9 protein-coding genes are annotated in these 19,311 nt (G+C 44.4%); 3 read left to right on the top strand and 6 right to left on the bottom strand.

Annotated features, from left to right (window positions below):
- Positions 1-7: 7 nt before the first annotated feature.
- Positions 8-718: a glycoside hydrolase family 25 protein gene (locus ACZ48L_RS11700; RefSeq protein ID WP_025792269.1), complete on the top strand. Its 711-nt coding sequence runs from the start codon at positions 8-10 to the stop codon at positions 716-718.
- A 454-nt stretch (positions 719-1,172) separates the two neighbouring features.
- On the opposite strand, the gene ACZ48L_RS11705 is transcribed toward ACZ48L_RS11700, so the two are convergent.
- Positions 1,173-2,045 carry a sigma-70 family RNA polymerase sigma factor gene (locus ACZ48L_RS11705; protein ID WP_004352439.1) on the bottom strand — a complete coding sequence of 291 codons (873 nt, stop codon included), beginning with the start codon at positions 2,043-2,045 and terminating at the stop codon, positions 1,173-1,175.
- Positions 2,046-3,031: 986 nt separating this feature from the next.
- Here ACZ48L_RS11705 and ACZ48L_RS11710 point away from each other — a divergent pair.
- Entirely contained in the window at positions 3,032-5,947 is a 2,916-nt protein-coding gene (locus ACZ48L_RS11710) for a thiol protease/hemagglutinin PrtT (protein ID WP_025792265.1), read from the top strand.
- 126 nt (positions 5,948-6,073) lie between these two features.
- Here the strand turns inward: ACZ48L_RS11710 and ACZ48L_RS11715 are convergent, their stop codons facing one another.
- Both ACZ48L_RS11715 and proS read right to left on the bottom strand, forming a co-directional pair.
- Complete coding sequence (locus ACZ48L_RS11715) at positions 6,074-7,006, bottom strand: hypothetical protein (RefSeq protein WP_025792264.1); 933 nt, start codon at positions 7,004-7,006, stop codon at positions 6,074-6,076.
- Between the two features lie 191 nt (positions 7,007-7,197).
- Entirely contained in the window at positions 7,198-8,679 is a 1,482-nt protein-coding gene (gene proS / locus ACZ48L_RS11720; protein ID WP_025792262.1) for a proline--tRNA ligase, read from the bottom strand.
- A 301-nt stretch (positions 8,680-8,980) separates the two neighbouring features.
- Here proS and ACZ48L_RS11725 point away from each other — a divergent pair, with 301 nt between their 5' ends.
- Positions 8,981-9,658, top strand: a complete 678-nt coding sequence (locus ACZ48L_RS11725) for an OmpA family protein (protein ID WP_025792260.1) — start codon at positions 8,981-8,983, stop codon at positions 9,656-9,658.
- A gap of 505 nt (positions 9,659-10,163) precedes the next feature.
- Here ACZ48L_RS11725 and ACZ48L_RS11730 read toward each other — a convergent pair.
- The 3 genes from ACZ48L_RS11730 to ACZ48L_RS11740 form a co-directional block, all read right to left on the bottom strand.
- Positions 10,164-12,296 carry a TonB-dependent receptor gene (locus ACZ48L_RS11730; protein ID WP_025792257.1) on the bottom strand — a complete coding sequence of 711 codons (2,133 nt, stop codon included), beginning with the start codon at positions 12,294-12,296 and terminating at the stop codon, positions 10,164-10,166.
- A gap of 545 nt (positions 12,297-12,841) precedes the next feature.
- Positions 12,842-14,629, bottom strand: coding sequence for a 30S ribosomal protein S1 (rpsA, locus tag ACZ48L_RS11735; protein ID WP_025792255.1), 1,788 nt, complete (start codon positions 14,627-14,629; stop codon positions 12,842-12,844).
- 108 nt (positions 14,630-14,737) lie between these two features.
- The gene (locus tag ACZ48L_RS11740; protein WP_025792253.1) at positions 14,738-19,222 is read right to left on the bottom strand and encodes a translocation/assembly module TamB domain-containing protein; all 4,485 of its coding nucleotides are present in this window, start codon (positions 19,220-19,222) and stop codon (positions 14,738-14,740) included.
- Positions 19,223-19,311: the final 89 nt, after the last annotated feature.

Genomic DNA, 19,311 nt, shown 5'->3' on the forward strand with positions numbered 1-19,311 from the left:
TAAATCAATGAAGTCAATATTTCTTTCTCGCCCTCTCGGCGTACTGGTGTTTCTTTTTGTTTGTATTGTTTCAATGGCTCACACGGGCTCCCGTCGGTCGGAAAAGGCGGTAACTCGGCATTATGATGGTATTGATGTGTCGCATCATCAGGGCATCATCAATTGGAAGGAAGTGGGTCGTGACAAGCAGATTCGCTTTGTTTATGTGAAGGCAATGCAGGGTACTTCGATAACGGATGAGTATTATCTTCGTAATATGAGGGGTGCTCGTGAGCAGGGATTGCGCTGTGGTTCTTATCATTTTATGTCTTCCCGATCGTCTGTTCGGGCACAGTTTCGCCATTTCAGGGCTATGATGAAGCGTTGCCGACAGGACCTTATACCGATGATTGATGTGGAACGTGAGGGTGTAAAGGGCTGGTCACGCAAGCAGGTGCAGGACAGTGTGGCGCTCTTTGCACGACTTGTAAAGAAGTATTATGGTAAGAAACCACTTATCTACTCGCAGGTAAACTTCTATAATTCACATCTTGCTCCACGCTTCAATACGTACTTTCTTTTCCTTGGAAAGTACAATTCGCGTCGTCCAGAGATAAAAGGTGCAGGCAGACATAACATCTGGCAGTTCACGGAACGAGGCAAAGTGCGTGGCATAAAGGGGCATGTGGACCTCGATAGGTTTATGTCTGGTACCTCGTTGAGGGATATTAGGTTGTGAAAGGGCGGCCTCTGCACCAAAAAAGGGCGGCCTTCACACCAAAAGATGCGGCCTCCCCAAGCCCCTCCAAAGGAGGGGATGTCCAATTAGATGAGGCTGTTTGAACGTGGAAAGGTGAGGGGTTAAAAGTGAAAAATGAGCTTTTGAACGATGGAAAAGTAAAAGTGTAAGAGGTTAAAATGGTTTCTTGAACAGTCGAAAGGTGAAAGGATAAAAGTGTATTGTGAGCTTCCGAATAGCTATAAGGTGAAAGAATAGAACAGTAAAAGGCAGGGAAGGGGAGGTAAAAGAGTAAAGCGGAACGATGAAGAGTCATCGTTCCGCTTTTTATTTTGTTGAATGTGAGAGTCGTATTTGACTGTGTTCTTGTTGTTTATGTGTCTCTTTTAAAGCACAGTTAGCAACAAACTCGTTGGGACATTCGCTCCTCTAAAGGGATTAGGATAGACTGTTTTTAGCCCAGATACTTCATCAGCACACGTGCATTGCCACTCTCGCGAATCTTTTCGATGGCTTTTTCACGTATCTGACGTACACGTTCACGGGTCAATCCCATCTCTGTACCGATCTCTTCGAGTCCTTTTTCCTGGCAACCGATACCGAAACACTCCGTGACAATCTTTATCTCGCGATCTTTAAGTGTGTTCTGAAGAACGGCACGCAGGTCATCAGACATTGATTCAAAGTCTACTCCACGGTCAGTACGTGAGTCATCACCTGATGAAAGCATGTCACTCATTGAGTTATCATCGTCATCGCTGAACGGTGCATCAATGCTCATGTGATGGTTATCAGCACTCTGACTCTGTCGGATCCGTGCTTCGTCAATGCCAGTTAGCTCTGCCAGCTCATGTATAGAAGGCCTACGGTTGTGCTTTTGCACGAACTCATTGGTCACTTGATTAATCTTTGAGATAGCTCCAACTTGGTTCAGTGGGAGACGAACGATACGACTCTGCTCAGCAATAGCTTGCAGAATACTCTGTCTGATCCACCAAACTGCATAAGAGATGAACTTAAAACCGCGCGTTTCGTCAAACTTCTCAGCAGCTTTTACCAGTCCAATGTTCCCTTCATCAATAAGGTCTGTAAGCGAAAGTCCTTGGTGTTGATACTGTTTAGCTACGGAAACGACGAAGCGAAGATTAGCTTTTATCAGTTTCTCCTTGGCACGTTCACCTTTACGGCCGCCCTTATGGATCTCCTGAGCCAGTTCAATCTCCTCATCAACGGTAATCATTGGTTCACGACCAATCTCTACAAGGTACTTGTCAAGAGCCTCACTTGATCGGTTGGTGATACTTTTTGAAATCTTAAGTTGTCTCATGAATTGTTTACTATTTCCTCCTTAAATATAGCTGGTTTCCGTTATCCTAATTCTCGATACGGCGTGCAAAGGTACATATAAAGAGGTGAAAAACCAAATATAACAGGTCTGAATTTGTATCTTTTATGCTTTTTTATGTATAAATAGACCTAAATGCCCTTCATACTTTATCTCAGATGATGAAATACCCATGCGTCTGTTTTTAACAAATGATTTTACTTTCAGCAAATAATTAACGAACGTTTGTGGTGTTTATTGTGGTGAAGTGAGATTTTATTCTTTATTATTTGTTTTTCAATCGGTGCTTCCTCTTCTTGCGTTCTTTGGTCTTGTCATGCTGAAAAGAGGATGTTTTCTGTTGTTATGAAATATGCTTACACTTTTCGGTATGCCATTTCGTGAAAATCAAAGGATTATGTGTTTTTATTGGGTTTGTAATCTTCTGTGATTCAAATACTTACAAAGTGGGAAGTGAAAGACGCCCTTTTGCATTGTAAAAGGGCGTCTTTTACATGTCAAAAGGGCATGTTTTGCAATGCAAAAGGGCATCTTTTACAATGCAAAAGAGCCTCTTTTGTTTTCCGATTCTGATTTTTTCTTACAATGAAGGCATCTCTTTTGGTTGCCCGTCTGTGCCTACTTGGTTTTCCATCGAGCGTGGGTCGTAAGGTGGGATAGGGTGCTATATGTATAAATAAGGTGTAGAAACAGTAATTCTTAACATATATTTTGTATAAAATTACATCTTTCTTTGCCGTCATATAAGGTAAAACCACTAACTTTGCAACTGCTACTAACATCAGATACCATATCCTTTTGCATTGTGAAAGGATGACTGAAAACGACATACAAGACCAATAACTCAGTGTAATTGAAGGTTTTATTTTGAAGCACTACATGCTCTTCGGCATTGAGATTGTGGAACGGTGACACAAGCGTTTAATACGTTTTGAAGAATTATTTATCACTTATTTAATAGTATCACTATGAAAAGAATTTTACTATCAGTAACGTTGCTGTTAGCATTCTGTGCGGTAAACGCCCGTCCCATAGGGCAGACGGAAGCGCAGGAGTTGGCAACACGGTTCATGAAACGATGGGTCAAACGCCCTGTTATGCGTATGTTGCCTTCGTCGGCTATGCCTGCAGGCACACGCAGTAGTAACGGACAAGCACCGTTCTACATCTATAACAACGATGGTGGAAAGGGCTTTGTCATTGTCTCAGGTGACGATGCTATCGGCACCATCCTAGGCTATTCGGACCATGGGACATTCACGTTTAAGGATGCGCCAGACAACCTCTTGTTCTGGATGAAGACCTATGCAAAGCGCATTGCGGCTATCCGTGCTGATGAAAAGACGGAGGAGAGAATGGCTGAAGCACCTCATCCCGTGGTGAAACCATTGTTGGGCGACATTAAATGGGGGCAGGATACACCTTACAACAATGACGGTCCGACATGGACGGATGGGCAGGACACGTATCATTACTACGTGGGTTGTGTGGCTACGGCAGCCTCACAGATCATGCGTTACTATAAATACCCACTGCACGGAACGGGTAGTCACTCGTACACAACGACTTTTGTTGACGAGAATGGTAAGCCACTGAAGAAGAACGTTACGCTCTCTGCCGACTTCAGCAAGGATACTTACGAGTGGGATAAGATGTTACCCGACTATCGGAACGTGAACTATACGGCTGAACAGGCTAAGGCTGTGGCTCTCCTCAATGCACATGTTGCCATCTCAGTGGATATGGAATATGGGCTGACGGGTAGTGGAACATACTCTCCACTGGTGCCTTATGCCATGCGTACCTACTTCGGTTATGATAAGTCGGTGCAGTATCTGAAGCGTGAACATTACTCAACCAATGAGTGGATGACACTGATAAAGCACGAGCTTGACGCCCGTCGACCTGTTTATTATTCGGCAAGTTCGGAGGATGGACTCGGTGGTCACGCCTTCGTTTGTGATGGTTATGACAGTCGGGACTTCGTACATATCAACTGGGGATGGCATGGTGACAGTGACGGTTTCTTCATGGTGAACCATCTAAACCCTGAGAAACTCGGCATTGGAGCAGATAAAAGTGGATTCAATGTAGGGCAGGAGATCCTCATCAACTTCGTTCCTGCAGGGTCACAAGTATCTGAAGTACCTCTTAGTGTGTCGTCGCCTACACGCCTAAGCGTGATGTTATTCAATACGGAGAAGTTCGTCAACAAGTCCATGTCATTGGCAAGTTTCATTGAGAACTACGATGTTGAACCCGCTCAGTTCCGCATCTCTGCCGTGCTGATGAAGGACGGTCAGATCCTGAAACATCTGAAGGATGACAACCAGAAGCTGGCTGGTTACACGGACGGCAAGGCTGGTCATACTTATTACATCATGCGTGATATCCCGTTGGAGGTGGCAGGTGTTGCTGATGGTGAGTATCAAGTGTGCTTTGCAATATGCCCTGTCGGTCAGGACAAGTGGACGGTTCTTCGTCATCCTGTGGGCAATTCTGCTTATGGAGTAGTGAAGGTTGAGAAGGGAGTGATCGTTGCTGACATGGAATATAAGCCTACACCTGACGTTAAACTGCTGTCGAAAATCAACTTTGACGGTCCTCTTTATGCTGAAGGAGCTGGTCTTGTACGGGTCAAACTGCAGAACAAGAGCAAGGATTTCAACCTCAGTAAGCTCATCTTTAAGTTCACTTCAACGGCTGATCCGCAGAAGGTTTACACCAGTGATACGCTTCAGGCAAGCATCTATGGTGACTGTACCGAGAACTATGAAACGGTATTTGCTTTGCCTGAACAGCTCCCTGCAGGACGTTATGCAGTGAAGCTTTATCATGCAAAATATGACGCTTTGACATTTGATGATTCGGAAGTTGGAACGACAGAGGTGGACGTTCGTCCTGCTGCTGCTCATCCTGTGCTGCGTCAGGTGTCGGAGATGGGATGGCTCAATGCCGATACAAAGGAGCAGACTGCCGTACCACAAGGAAAGAAGATTGTGCTTGCCTGCGACATGCGTAACTATGGTAAGGACGGTAATGCCAGTGTTGTCACTTGCTTCAAGAGCACGCTGACGGGTAAGGAATACGTCTTTATGCAGGATTCAAAGGACTTTGATAAGGGTGAGAAGCAGACGATGAAGTTCTATAAACCACTGCCTTTCGAACCTGGAACCTATAAGGTAGGAACGAAATATGTGGCTGAGGATGTGCTGGAGGATATGCCTTGTGCATTCGATTCAGCAACGGTGACGATTGAAAAGAATGCCGAGTTGCCGTTAGAGTGTGCTGCCCTCGACTTCCCAACAACGCTTGAACTGGGGAAAGCTGCAACAGGTTCTTTCTCTCTCAAGGCTCTGAAGGATGTAAAGAACATGATGGTGAAGGTTGCTTTGCGCACGTTTACTGGTCGTGGCGGTGTGCTTCTGGCCATGACAAGAGTGTCGGGACAGGCTGGAACACAGTCGGACGGTAAGTTGAACTATACGCCACGTGAGGGCGATATAGCACCGGGATTCTATCTGATGCAGATCACTTGCAAGGCTGGTCTGGGTAAAAACGCTGTTGAAATGCCTGTCGGTGGTTGTGACAACTACTATAAACTTGTGCGTATTGTCAATTCAACAACGGGTATCAATGAGGTTCGTGGCAATGCAGCAGAGTATGGTCTGACGGTTAGAATAGAAGGTAACCGACTCCGTTTGCAGCCAGAATCGGATGCAGTACAGGTTCGTGAAGTGAGTGTTTATACGCTCTCTGGCATGCTTGTAAGTCGCATTTCGGGTGACGTTCGTGATGTTGAACTTCCACGAAAGGCATCTACTTACATCCTGAAGGTCGTTACGAACAAGGGAATTGTGGTGAAGAAGTTTATCACAGAATAATCTTCTGATACGAAAATTGCCACCAATTGGAAGGGAAACCTCCAGTTGGTGGCAATGTTTTTTTTGATGGTTCAGCAACGCATCGGGGGTGTTGAACCTTTCTTATAACCCGTTGAAAGCAGACGCTTAGTGCATGTCAGAAACCAACTTTACGCTGGTGTTGATCTCCATCTGCATACCCATCATCTTCATTTTACCTGAGCTAACCACGTCATTGACCCATCCGCTCTTTGTGAAATGATAGGTAGTCGTATCGTTCATGTCGATACTTGCCATGCCCATAGCCTTCAGTTGACCCCAGTTTTGCTCAATTTGTGAACTTATCTCATCGCCCAATCCCATCTTCTTGATATTGTTAATGAAGAACGCTTTGGTCTCATTCTCTGTCATGTTAGCCTTGCTTTTTGCCACAACAGTGAGCATGCCGAGAACGTTGCTGACGTCATAAGTGGTGTTAACCTTGATGCCTTGTATCTCTTTGTCCTCTTTGTCACCCGTCTTTAGGGTCTTACCATAGAGCTGGAAGACACTCTTGTTCTTGAAGTTCTCCATGATATTCTTCTCGGTGAAGAGGTCGTTGAGTGCCATAATCACCTTGGCTTTTGGTGCCATCTTCTCTATGTTAGGATTCTTTTTATACATACTGTCAATCTGAGCGATGGCTACTTTGCTCATTTTCCCAACCACTTCTTCGTAGTTCAGCAGCTTCTGCAAGCAACCATTCTTATCAGTCTGGAAGAGAACAGGTACTCCATCGAGGTACCGACTGAGCTGATCGCCAAACTGTTGTGCCGCCTCTTCGTTCCCTTCTATCTTCGTATCTTTGGTCAGGAACTCAACTTTAAAACCGTCAGCAGTGGCATCTTTCACCTCGACAGTGGTCGTGTTGGTTATCTTAATGTTCTGATTTCCAGCACCCATAGGCAGTGCTGCATTGACAGTGTTTACGTTTTCATAAACGGCTTTGTCACCTTTCTTGAGGTTGACCTTGATGAGTGTCTGCGCATTCAGTACCGTTACGGTAAGTAATAATGCAAATGTGATGAGTGTCTTCTTCATAATTTCTTTCGTTTAAAATTGTACTTTAAATGGTTAGTTGTTCTCTTTCACATCCTTGTTATGGATGTTATGCTTGATGTTCCATGGGCTGGCAGTTGCCGTTCTATGGCATAGAATGCGTCGTGCCATGGTAGGGGAAAAACAAAAAGGTGGCTGATGACCTTCTGAATCATCAACCACCTTATTATATATTAGTAGGATCTTGCAATGATAACACGGTATTTAGCAGGCTTGCCACTTACCATGTCGGTGCCAGGAGTCTGTTCGAACATGAACGGAACACAACGGATTGTAGCCTGTGTGTCCTCCTTTATCTTGGCTTCTGTCTCTTCTGTACCATCCCAATGGCAGAGGAAGAAACCACCATCCTTAACCTTCTCCTTGAATTCTTCGTAGTTTTCACACTCGTAGATGTGCGCATCACGGAAGTCTTTTGCCTTCTGGAAGATGTTGTTCTGTATGTCATCGAGGAGATTTTTCACGTAGTCAACGATGCCATCGAAGCTTACACTGTCCTTTTCAAGCGTGTCTCGGCGCATAACCTCAATGGTATTGTTCTCCAAATCACGACCACCCATTGCCAAACGGACTGGTACTCCCTTCAATTCATAGTCTGCAAACTTGAAGCCTGGGCGCTTATTGTCAGCGTCATCATACTTCACTGTGATGCCCAATGCCCTCAACTGGTCGATAGCAGGCTGTAACTTGGCTGTGATTTCCTTCAGTTGTTCCTCGCCTTTGAAGATAGGTATGATGGCAACCTGTATAGGAGCGATCTTTGGAGGCAACACTAAACCGTTGTCATCAGAGTGTGTCATGATCAAAGCTCCTATCAATCGGGTGCTCACACCCCATGATGTAGCCCATACATACTCTGGTTTGTTGTCCTTATTAAGATAGGTTACATCGAAAGACTTAGCAAAATTCTGACCTAAGAAGTGTGAAGTACCACTCTGAAGGGCCTTACCGTCCTGCATCATAGCCTCGATGGTGTAAGTGTCAAGTGCTCCTGCAAAGCGTTCAGTCTCACTCTTTACACCCTGAACAACAGGTACTGCAAGCCATTTTTCCGCAAAATCAGCATATACATGCAGCATTGTTTGTGCCTCTTTCTCTGCCTCCTCACGTGTAGCATGTGCTGTATGACCCTCTTGCCAGAGGAACTCTGAGGTGCGAAGGAACGGGCGAGTACGCATCTCCCAGCGCATAACGTTACACCATTGGTTACACATCAATGGCAGATCACGCCAAGAGTGAATCCAGTTCTTATATGTATTCCAGATGATTGTCTCACTTGTAGGACGTATTATCAGCTCTTCTTCAAGCTTAGCGTTAGGGTCTACCTCAACAGCATTGCCGTCTTCGCTTGCTTTTAAGCGATAATGAGTAACCACAGCACACTCTTTGGCAAATCCCTTTACGTGCTCAGCCTCACGAGAGAGGAAGCTTTTCGGAATCAAAAGTGGGAAGTAAGCATTCTGAACGCCTGTCTCTTTGAACATTTTATCAAGCTGTGCCTGCATCTTTTCCCATATAGCATAGCCGTAAGGCTTGATAACCATACATCCACGTACGGCAGACTGCTCAGCCAATTCAGCTTTTACTACAAGGTCATTGTACCATTGAGAGTAGTTCTCTGCTCTCTTGGTCATGTGTTTTAGTTCTTTTGCCATAATATATTTATCTGTTTCTTTTCTTTTAGGGGAAATCCCAAGCTTTGTAGGCAATTCCCTTTTGTGTTTGTAACAGGAACACCTAACTTTGCGATAGAGTAATACAAGCAAGTGCAAATGAAGTTTACTTCGGCATTGCCAAGCACTGCTTATTTTGTGCAAAATTACAAAAAAATGTTGGCAAATAGTGCTTTACACCATAATTTGTTTATCTTTGCACGGATTAGAAATAACGGGTGAGCCATCAGGAAGGCTCCATTTGAAATTAAAGGATAATATTATAACATAAACATTGCAGGTTATGAAGAATATGAAAGTAATGGCAGCAGGCATGTGTATGCTGACTGTCGTAAGTTGTCAGACCAAACAAGGAACAGGTGCTTTAGCTGGTGGTGGTGCCGGAGCGGTACTGGGCGGCATCGTTGGTAACATCATAGGAAAGAATACAAAGAGTACTGCTATCGGTGCAGCTATCGGTGGTGTGATTGGTTCAGGTGCTGGTGCGCTCATCGGTCGTCACATGGATAAGGTGGCACGTGAGGCTTCTCAGCAGCTTCCTAACGCTCGAGTTGACAAGGTAACAGATGCAAATGGTCTGGATTGTGTGAAGGTAACCTTCGATTCTGGTATCCTTTTCCCTCTTAACAAGTCTACTTTGAGTGCTTCAGCTAAGAAGGATCTGACGAAATTCGCTGGTCTGATGAAGCGCAATTCAAACTGTGACGTTGCTATCCAGGGCTACACTGACGCTTCTGGTAACGATAATATCAACATCCCTCTGTCACAGAGTCGTGCCAATGCAGTGTCTTCTTATCTGAAGGCAAACGGTGTTTCTAACCGTCAGATTCGTTCAGTTGAGGGCTTTGGTAGTGCTAATCCTATCGAGAATAAGACTGTCAGTCAGGCTAACCGTCGTGTAGAAGTTTATCTCTATGCTTCATCTGAAATGATTCGTCAGGCTAACAACGGTTCTCTTTAATCATTGATTCTGCAGTGCACAGTACTTATGTGTACTCTTAAATAAGTAAGCAGGTAATCTGTTCCATCCAGGTTTCCTGCTTCTTTTTTTGTTAATACCATCGTAAAACAGCTTTATAGCTTTCGTTTTCTTTTGGGATTTATCCGTTGATGCACCATTTATTTGAGTTGATAAGGTGTATAGTATTCAACTTATATCAGCTCTTTATTCCAAGGATAGAGCCTTGAAAGTTTACCGATAAATACTAAGATAACTTTTAAATTGCTTTGCTGTCACTTTTAACATTTCGATTAATAGCCTGTGAAAGAGGGTATTATGAGAGAAGAATGGGTGACAGTAGTGACAGGAAAGTTAGAAAGTTGCGAAAAAGTAGGGTTACTTTATAGGTGTAGACAAGTGAGCTTTGGTGTTCTTTTCAGGGTCTTCTTAAACTTTTCAGATACAAAAACAGAGAACCTCCCCAGCTCTTCCGACGAAGAGAGGGGAGGTTCTTTGTTTACCTTCATTAGTATTTGAAGGTTGCTGTGAGCGTGATGTTGCGCCCATCAGCATGAGCATATTCAGCATTACGTGCCATTAACATGGATGAAGGTGTATAATATGTATAATTCAGTAGGTTCGATACTGCGAGGCTGAAGTCCCATGCTTTCAGCTTCATTCCTGCCATAAAGTTCAGCAGGTTGATACGGTTTACGATTCCTTCTCCCTCATTGTAAGCACCGGTAGCATTAGGTGTGAAGCGGTTGCGCTTACCTGTGTGGATGTATTGTAGCTGTAGATACGTATTCTTAATAGGGGAGTAGTTCACGTACATTCCCAACTTTGCTGCAGGAATAGATATGTTCGACATGTATGTATCCCATTCTCCTGAGGCTGATTTCAGTTTGCCTTCAAACCATGAAAGGTTTGCTCCTGCCTTGAGATTGTCAAGGATCTTGGCGTCAGCACTCAGTTCAATACCATACACTTTCTGTGGTGTCCGGTTGACAACCCAGAAGCCATTCTCTATCTTCAGGTCACTACCGAGCTTTGAATAGGTATAGAAGAACGAGCCATTCAGCTGCAACCAGTCACCAATCTGTGAGTAAGCACCAATCTCATAGTTGTTTGTCTTGACTGGTTCTGTTGATATTTTTGATAGCACATCAGCCTTTGCAGCACGTAACGTACGACCCAAATCGAAGATTGAGAAGCCCTGTGAGAAGGCTACGAAAGGCTGGAATTCACGGATCTTGTTATAAGACAGTCCGACATTGAATGAGAGATTGTTGTAATGAAGTGATCCTCCTTGCACATGAACCTGTGGGTCAGAGAGTTTATTACGCAACACATCATAGTCGGGAACGCTCACATTGATGAAGTCATATCGTCCTCCCAGCTTCACGTTGAACCATTGCCACAGTGTAGCTTTCATCTGTACGAACGGTGCATGGTTGTTACTTCTGAGCCAAGGCATCCACAAACGACCGTCAACAAGGGGTTGCGCCGTCTTGTTGAAGAGGTAATCATAACCGTAAACAAGGCGTGCGAAGGCGTTTTCAGAGAGTGTCAGACGAGACGTGAACTGTGTACGGAAGCCGAACTTACGGTCTTTCACTGCTGACTGTCCGCTGGTCTCCTCCCATCGGGGTTGTGCTGGGTTGGCTTTACGGAAGTCGAAGATGGTGTAAAGGCTTGACCCATAGATGTCAGCCTCTAAGTCTGTATGTTTGAAAATGTCATGTGAAGTGAACTTCAAGTAAGCATTGTGGTTGTATCGTGTACCTTCATCAACAGCCTGTGGGTCTCTGTTCCCAATGACACCGATGGCTGGGCGCTGCAGATATATACCTGCTGAAGGAATCAGTTTCGTGTCCTGCAGACTGCGATAGAAGTTATACATCAGTTCAATTCGGCTTTTTGTTGACAGTGCATAGCCCAGTTTCACGAGTGTATTGGTGGTATATGTGTCGCCAAGTCCGTATCTTGGAGAGATGAATTGTCCGTCACCATCAACGCTACTGCCTGTTCTTCCGAAGGTTCCACTGATGAGATAGTCAAACTGTCCAGCCTTTCCGTAAAGCTGTTGGTTGATACGATAACCCTGACCCTTGCCCTGTCGGAAGAAGTTATAGGTTGATCCAGCCAGCGTTGTCTGTCCTGCAATGGCTCTGTTGGTGGTGTTTTTCTTAGTGATGATGTTGATCAAACCACCGATAGCACCGTTTCCATACAGTGCCGTTGACCCTTTCACAATCTCGATATGGTCGATGGCAGAGACGTCAATCGTACGGATATCACGGTCGGTAGAGCGTAGCGGAGTCGACTGGGGTATACCGTCAATCAGTATTAATGCGCTTCTTCCGCGGAGTGATTGTGCACGTGAACTTGTCGTATTACTTGACAATGCCATGCCCGGGGTGAGCAATCCAAGGAGATGCGACATGTCTGGAGCAATCTTACTCATTGCTTCTATCTGTTTATTGTCGATGATTGTGACCGTAGCAGCCGCATTCGACTTCAGTTCAGGGATACGTGTCGTACTGATGGTCACCTCCTGCAGATGCTGCGTAGAGTCCAGTGCGTTCTCTGTCTGTGCGTTACAAGGTGCAACAACTGCTGCCAGAATAAACACAAGTGGGGTAAATTTCTTTCTCATTATGTATACAATTTTTTATCGATAATCCATTATTTTGTGCAAAAGTATGTAAATTTTAGAATTTATACAATACCTAAAATAAGGTAATTTGATCGTCTCTTTCGCCTTAATCGTCCGTGTCCTCTCCCGTATATATCATAAAATGTCTCTTGTATATGGTTAAGAAGTCTCAGCTGTGTATCGCGCTTTCTGTTGGTAGAATAGTATCACTAATAATCGCCTTTAGTAGTGTGTGTTGTCAGGATTTTTATTACTCGCAAATCAAGAGGTGCTCTTTCGCCGTGTAAAAGACGCCCTTTTGCATTGTAAAAGATGCCCTTTTGAAGTGTAAAAGGTGCCCTTTTGCACCGTAAAAGATGCCCTTTTGCGAGGCGTTTTGTAAGCCTTTGATTGTCTGATGGTTACAAAGTCGTTTTCCATCCATATTCTTTCATTTTTCAGAATACCATGGCGTGCTATCTGTAAGGATAATTCACGGACAATAAAAAAGGCATCAAGCTGTGATAGCCTGATGCCTTATATTATTTAGATGATTGTAACAAGGATTACTTGTCACCCTCCATCTTCTTCTTCAAGTCAGCGAGTACGTCGAGATCACCAAGTGAAGTACCAGCAGCAACGTTGTTGATCTGTGCTGACTGATCCTGCTTGCGTGCGCCATTAGCTGCATGACGTGGGCGACGTGGCTCTTCCTTAACCTCCTCGAAAGTACGAGAGTGAGAGAGGATGATGCGCTTTGTGTCCTTAACGAACTCAATAACCATGAATGGGAGTTCCTCGCCAAGCTGTGCCTGTGTGCCATCCTGCTTAACAAGATGCTTAGGTGTAGCGAAGCCTTCACCACCTTCATCAAGAGTAATCACTGCACCCTTGTCCATAGACTCGGTGATCTTACCATTGTGGATAGTACCTGGCTTGTAGATTTCCTCGTACTCATCCCATGGATTTGACTCGAGTTGCTTGTGACCAAGGCTCAAACGACGGTTCTCTTTGTCAATTTCGAGAACAACAACCTCGATCTCTGCACCCTGTGATGTGAACTCTGAAGGATGCTTAACCTTCTTAGTCCAAGAGAGATCGCTGATGTGGATAAGACCGTCAACACCTTCCTCAAGCTCTACGAAGATACCGAAGTTAGTGAAGTTACGAACCTTAGCAATGTGCTTAGAACCTACTGGGTACTTCACTTCGATAGTCTCCCATGGGTCTTCCTTCAGCTGTTTGATGCCAAGAGACATCTTACGCTCGTCGCGATCAAGGGTGAGGATTACTGCCTCTACCTCATCACCAACCTTCATAAACTCCTGTGCTGAACGCAAGTGCTGGCTCCAGCTCATCTCAGATACGTGGATGAGACCCTCAACGCCTGGCTGTATCTCAACGAATGCACCATAGTCAGCCATAACAACTACCTTACCCTTAACGTGGTCACCAACCTTAAGGTTAGGATCAAGAGAATCCCATGGGTGTGGAGTGAGCTGCTTGATACCAAGAGCGATACGCTTCTTATCCTCATCAAAGTCGAGGATTACAACGTTGATCTTCTCATCGAGTGTTACAACCTCGTGTGGATCACTTACGCGACCCCATGAGAGGTCAGTGATATGTACGAGTCCGTCAACACCACCGAGGTCAACGAATACACCGTAAGAGGTGATGTTCTTAACAGTACCCTCGAGGATCTGACCCTTCTCAAGATGAGAGATGATCTCCTTGCGCTGTGCTTCAAGCTCTGCCTCGATGAGTGCTTTGTGTGATACGACAACGTTGCGGAACTCCTGATTGATCTTAACAATCTTGAACTCCATAGTCTTACCAACGAATACATCGTAGTCACGTATAGGGTGAACGTCAATCTGGCTTCCTGGAAGGAATGCTTCAATGCCGAATACATCAACGATCATACCACCCTTTGTGCGGCTCTTGATGTAGCCCTGAACAATCTCATCGTTCTCCAAAGCCTTGTTGATGTTCTCCCAGCTCTTCTGCAGGCGTGCCTTCTTGTGTGAGAGTACGAGCTGGCCACGCTTGTCTTCCTGGCTCTCTACGTAAACCTCAACCTTATCGCCTGGCTTGAGATCTGGATTGTAACGGAATTCTGAAGCAGGGATAATACCATCGCTCTTGTAACCGATGTTTACTACTACTTCCTTCTTGTCAACTGAGATTACAGTACCTTCAACAACCTGATGCTCCTGGATCTTGTTGAGTGTCTCATCGTAAGCCTTAGTAAGATCGCTCTTGCTAGCGCCATTCTGTGTTCCGTTCTCGAACTCGTCCCAGTTGAAGTCAGCTAAAGGCTGTACATTCTTGACGTCTTCAATTTTTGTCATAAAGTGTTTAAAAAAATAATTTAATTAATAAAGTTTGACTTTATATGAACTCTAATGGGGCTTAATATCCCCAAATCGAGCGCAAAGTTACTAATAATATTCTGAACATCAATGCTTTTGCGGTTCTTTTTTAACCTTTCTTCTCTTTACACCGAAAATATCCCAGATGTGGTTAAAGTCCTTTTTCAGGATGATACCCACACCTTGTGTGGTCAGTGAATTGCGAGAGAAGTAGCGGTCGTTGGTCTGATTATAGACGCGGAAGGCTACGTTCCCGCTTGGGAAAAGGAGGTATCTGATGTCGAAATCTCCAATGAATGAGGAGCTGTTTTTAGCAACATTGTCACGATAACCGAACTGCCCGTTGAAGAGTAGACGGTTGTTGAGCATGCTACCGGAGAGGAGTCCTTCGTATTCAGCATTGCTAAAGCCTTCGTTTCCTGTGGCAATGTTTGCTCCAAAGTTCCAGTTTCGGTTGTTTACTAAGTTGGAAAGGACTGTGTTGATCTGCTGGGAGATTGTTCCGGAGAGCAGACTCTGCATGGCAAGTGAGGTCTGACTTGGTCCTAAGTCTTTCTGTGCCATGTTGTTATTGTTGTTGCTTTGGGGATAGAACCTACCGACAGCAAGCAGATAAAGCACCTGGTTGTTCATCTCCTGTTCGGAGTTGAGGATGGAACGTACCATCTGTTGTGCGTCGGAGGAGAGCGTCGGAAGATCCAAATCAAAGGATACTGTTGGTGCTGCTGGTGTCCCTTCGATATTTAGAAGACAGTTTACTTTCGTGTTGTTATGTGCAAACGAATTGCCCAACCCTAAGTCGCTGAGAGGTACGGAGTTGATGGTGTATATTCCTTTTAAGTTGAGTGCAGCATTGAAAGGGTCACCTCCAAAAGCAATTGTTGACCCTGGCTGGAAGGAGAATTGCTTCTTGATGATGTTCTGTATGGTCAGACTGTAGAGCCCATGGTCTACGTTATAGTTGCCAAAAAGCTGGAATGCACCTTTATTATAATAGGTGGCACGGAGAATACCTGAGCCGTTCAGTGTGATGTTATCGCCTGTTGCTTCATCAAGGAGTACTCCTAAAGTGAGGTTAGGATTGGTCTTCAGGAGGAAATTGATGTGCAGATTGCTCGGTATATCTGCAAAGCTATTATTATTGTTGGCGTCAGATGGTGTGTGTGTAGTGGCTGGTGCCGTTACGGAAGAAGGGTTGCCCGTCTCTGGAATCAGTACTGTATTGCTGTCTACGGGTGTGGAAATCCAGTGGATAAAGTTGTTTGTCCCTACGTCACCTGCCGTTGCTGCGTTGTAAGTAATAAAGGTATTTTTCTCTGGTTCCAGCTCAACATTCATCGTTGTCTCACCCGGTCCACCTTTAATGTCACAGTTTCCTGTGCCGTAGACAACACCCCAGAATGTCTCTTTGCTGGTGTGTCTTGGGAAGTAATAAGACAGAAGGTTATGTGCTTCGACGTTGATGTCATAAGTGAGGTGGGTGAGGGAATTGTGGTGTAAGCCTCCCGTGACAATACCGATGTTCCCTTTTGGATCATAAACGGTATCTGTCGCAAATGTTATCTCATTCGGTATGAGTCTGACACGACAGTCTTTTAATGTATAGGTAACGCCAATAGGTTTGATATGGATGGGACCGTTGGCTATCATATCACCCTCAAGGTTTATGTCATCCAGTGGTCCTACCACCTTACACCAGCCTTCAGCCTGTGCGTTTATATCACTCATGAAGGAACCACAGAAGCTCTTTAGGAAGTAAAGGTGTGTCCCGTGGGCGTAAATAGGTAAGTTGATATAACTGTTTTTGATGTCAACATACCCCTTTATGTCCGTATATGATGCTGCACCAGCATCTGCTTTAGCATCTATATTGATTTTTCCTTCTTGTTCTTTGTAGTTTACTTTCGCTTGTAATGTCCCCATGTCGCCCTCTTGGAACGTGAAATCACGCACGGTAAGGGTTGCATTTGCCTGTGGATGAGAGAAGACAGAGTGGATAGAAGCCGTACCTGACGCTATACCAGAGAAGTCTACGCTGTGGAAATTGACAATATCTAATATGTACGGGACGTCGATATCCTTCAGTGTTACCATGAGAGAATCCTCTGGATTGCCTGATGTCTGTCCGTTGACAACGAAGTGTTGGTTACGGTTTGATATCTCAAAATGGTCTATAGCCAGGTTGTTGTGATAGTAAGACAAGTCGGATGGCTGTAGCTGTAACGTGATTGTGTCTACAGTTATCTTGGAAGGATTGAAGTGTAAGTCTGTCTGTAATGCTCCATGATGATGACTGAAAGCTGCCAATGTGTTGATATTACCATGTAGAACGGTGCTCCCTGGCATCTGGAAAGCAATGTCCGAGGCTACTTTATCATTGGCAATACTCCCCTTTGCTTTGACAATTACGTGTGGTCCTTGTGCTCCTGCACGTTCTCCAAAGAGGTTGACGAGGAGTCCTTCAGGATGCGTGTCTACTGAGAGGGACACATGTCTGAGCTTATGACCATCGTATGTGAGTGATGGTGCAGATGCATCCATAGTGATGGTATGTGCCTGATCATTCACCCTACCAGCAATACTGATAGGATAATGAGAGGTGAGGGACGTCTTAAAAAGTGTATTGAGGAGTTTCGTATCATCCATGCGGAAGGAGAAAACATAATTGTTTTTGCTTCTTGTCAACTGATAAGAAGGTTTCTGACGGATGACACTTGGTAAGTAATGGCTCAGAATATTTGTGATGCTTTGTGGCAATGAGGAGTAAGTATACTGTCCGTTGAGATGTATTTCACCAAGTTCTGACGTGACATCCAGCGACTTCATGAGTACACCACTGCTGGCTTTGGCATTCAGATGGTCTATGTTGATGTCTTGTCCTTCGCCCTTCATGAAGAATGATGACACTTGTAACGTTCCGTTTAGGTTGTCTACGGAAGAGTAATGACCATTAATCTGTGAGTTGAAGGAGATATCTCTATCTCCCAAAGCATCTGAAAGTTGCAGTTTATGGAGGTTTACATTATCAGCATTGATATTGATGTTTGCTGAGAGTACACCTTTTTTGTTGATGAAAGCGGAAATATTTGAAACTTTTCCACTTATTTCTAACTTGCCATTGGGGTCGTTTATTGCTATTTCTCCATTGAAAGCATCATGGTGAAGAAGTCCATCTACATGGATATTCTTGTAGGTGTAACCCTTATAGAAGAAAGAAAAGACATCCCCTTTGGCTGAGATGCGTGTGAGATCGGTACTACCATCAACGGCAATCTTGGCAACAACCTTTCCGAAATCAGGGTTTGCTAATAGCTCACCGATGTTGAATCCTGGTGTGATAACAGTGCCACGGAGGTTTTTACCATGCATAGAAGCAGCCAGTCGGGCACTACCAGCGTTGGTGTTTAGGTCACCACGTGCCGTATAAGTATTGTTTTGTTGACTGATAACGCCCTTATAGTAAATGTTCCCAAGGTTGTTTATGGGGGCGGGGAGTGGCTTTTTTGCTACTTTTGCAAGGTTTATGAGGGTGTTATGTCCAATCTTTAATGGTGCGAAAGTAATGTTCCACGAAGGCTTCGTGTCATAGTCCTTTATCCAACCTCTGGCTTTTAGAAGTGTTGACTCGGTGGGAGAGGAGACGGTTAGTTGACGAATTGTTACAGAACGGTTCGTTCCTTGTGCACTTAAAACGATTCTATAAGGGTTCCTGAGGAGGTGTAAGTCTGGTAAAAATGTGGAGAGATCTGATGGCTGTAGTGTACTATTAAAACCTTTAATGTTAAATCTTAAACTGTTGTTTATCAGTCTTTTGCCCTTTAACTCATAATGTGCTTTTATCTCTTCCAGAGCTACTTTGCTGTTAGGGAGTTGCAGGTTGAAGTCTGTAAGACTTGCTTGTCGTTGGTTGGCATTGACTTCAAAGGTCAGCTGTTGTACATCTAAGCCTGCCGATTCCTTGCATGAGAAACTCCTTAAGTTGGCAATAACACTGTTATCGTCAAGCTTATCAAGGACGATATGGGTGGAGATATTGGTTATGGCCAGGTGATGAAGGTTGAATCGGTGGGGTGTTTGTGGTGCATCATATTGATTATATCGTATGGAACCATTGCGTATGACAAGACTATTGATGGACAAGTGCAATGGCTTTTTGTTACTTTGGTCCTTTGAAGCCAGTGAGTCCAGCACGAATTGATAGTTGGGCTTGCTGTCTTTTGTTGTTTTGTAGAGGTCAGCCTTCAGTCCAAAGAGTTGTGCAGAGGATATATTGATAGCTCCAGATTGAAGGAGTGGAATGAGATCGACCTTTGCTCCGATGCGTGAAGCAGATAACATCTTCTTGTGATGCTGGTCATAAATGAGTAAGTCGTCAATGATAACGCGGTTCAGAAAGCCTAAATCAACATGTCCAATGCGTACTTCTGTACCGAGTTTTTCGGATGCTAAGTCTGCTATTTTAGAACCAATACCCCCCTGTACTGCTGGTATATGTAGCAGCACAATGGTGACGATGTATAAACTTATAATCGTCCATACAATCCAACGGATGGTAGTTCTAATTCTCTTCAATGCGTTTACAAAACTACAAAAAAAACGTTTTATACTGAAATTATTATATATAAATGTGCCAAATGTACTTAATTTTTGCTACATTTGCA

This window comes from Prevotella histicola (assembly GCF_055385135.1).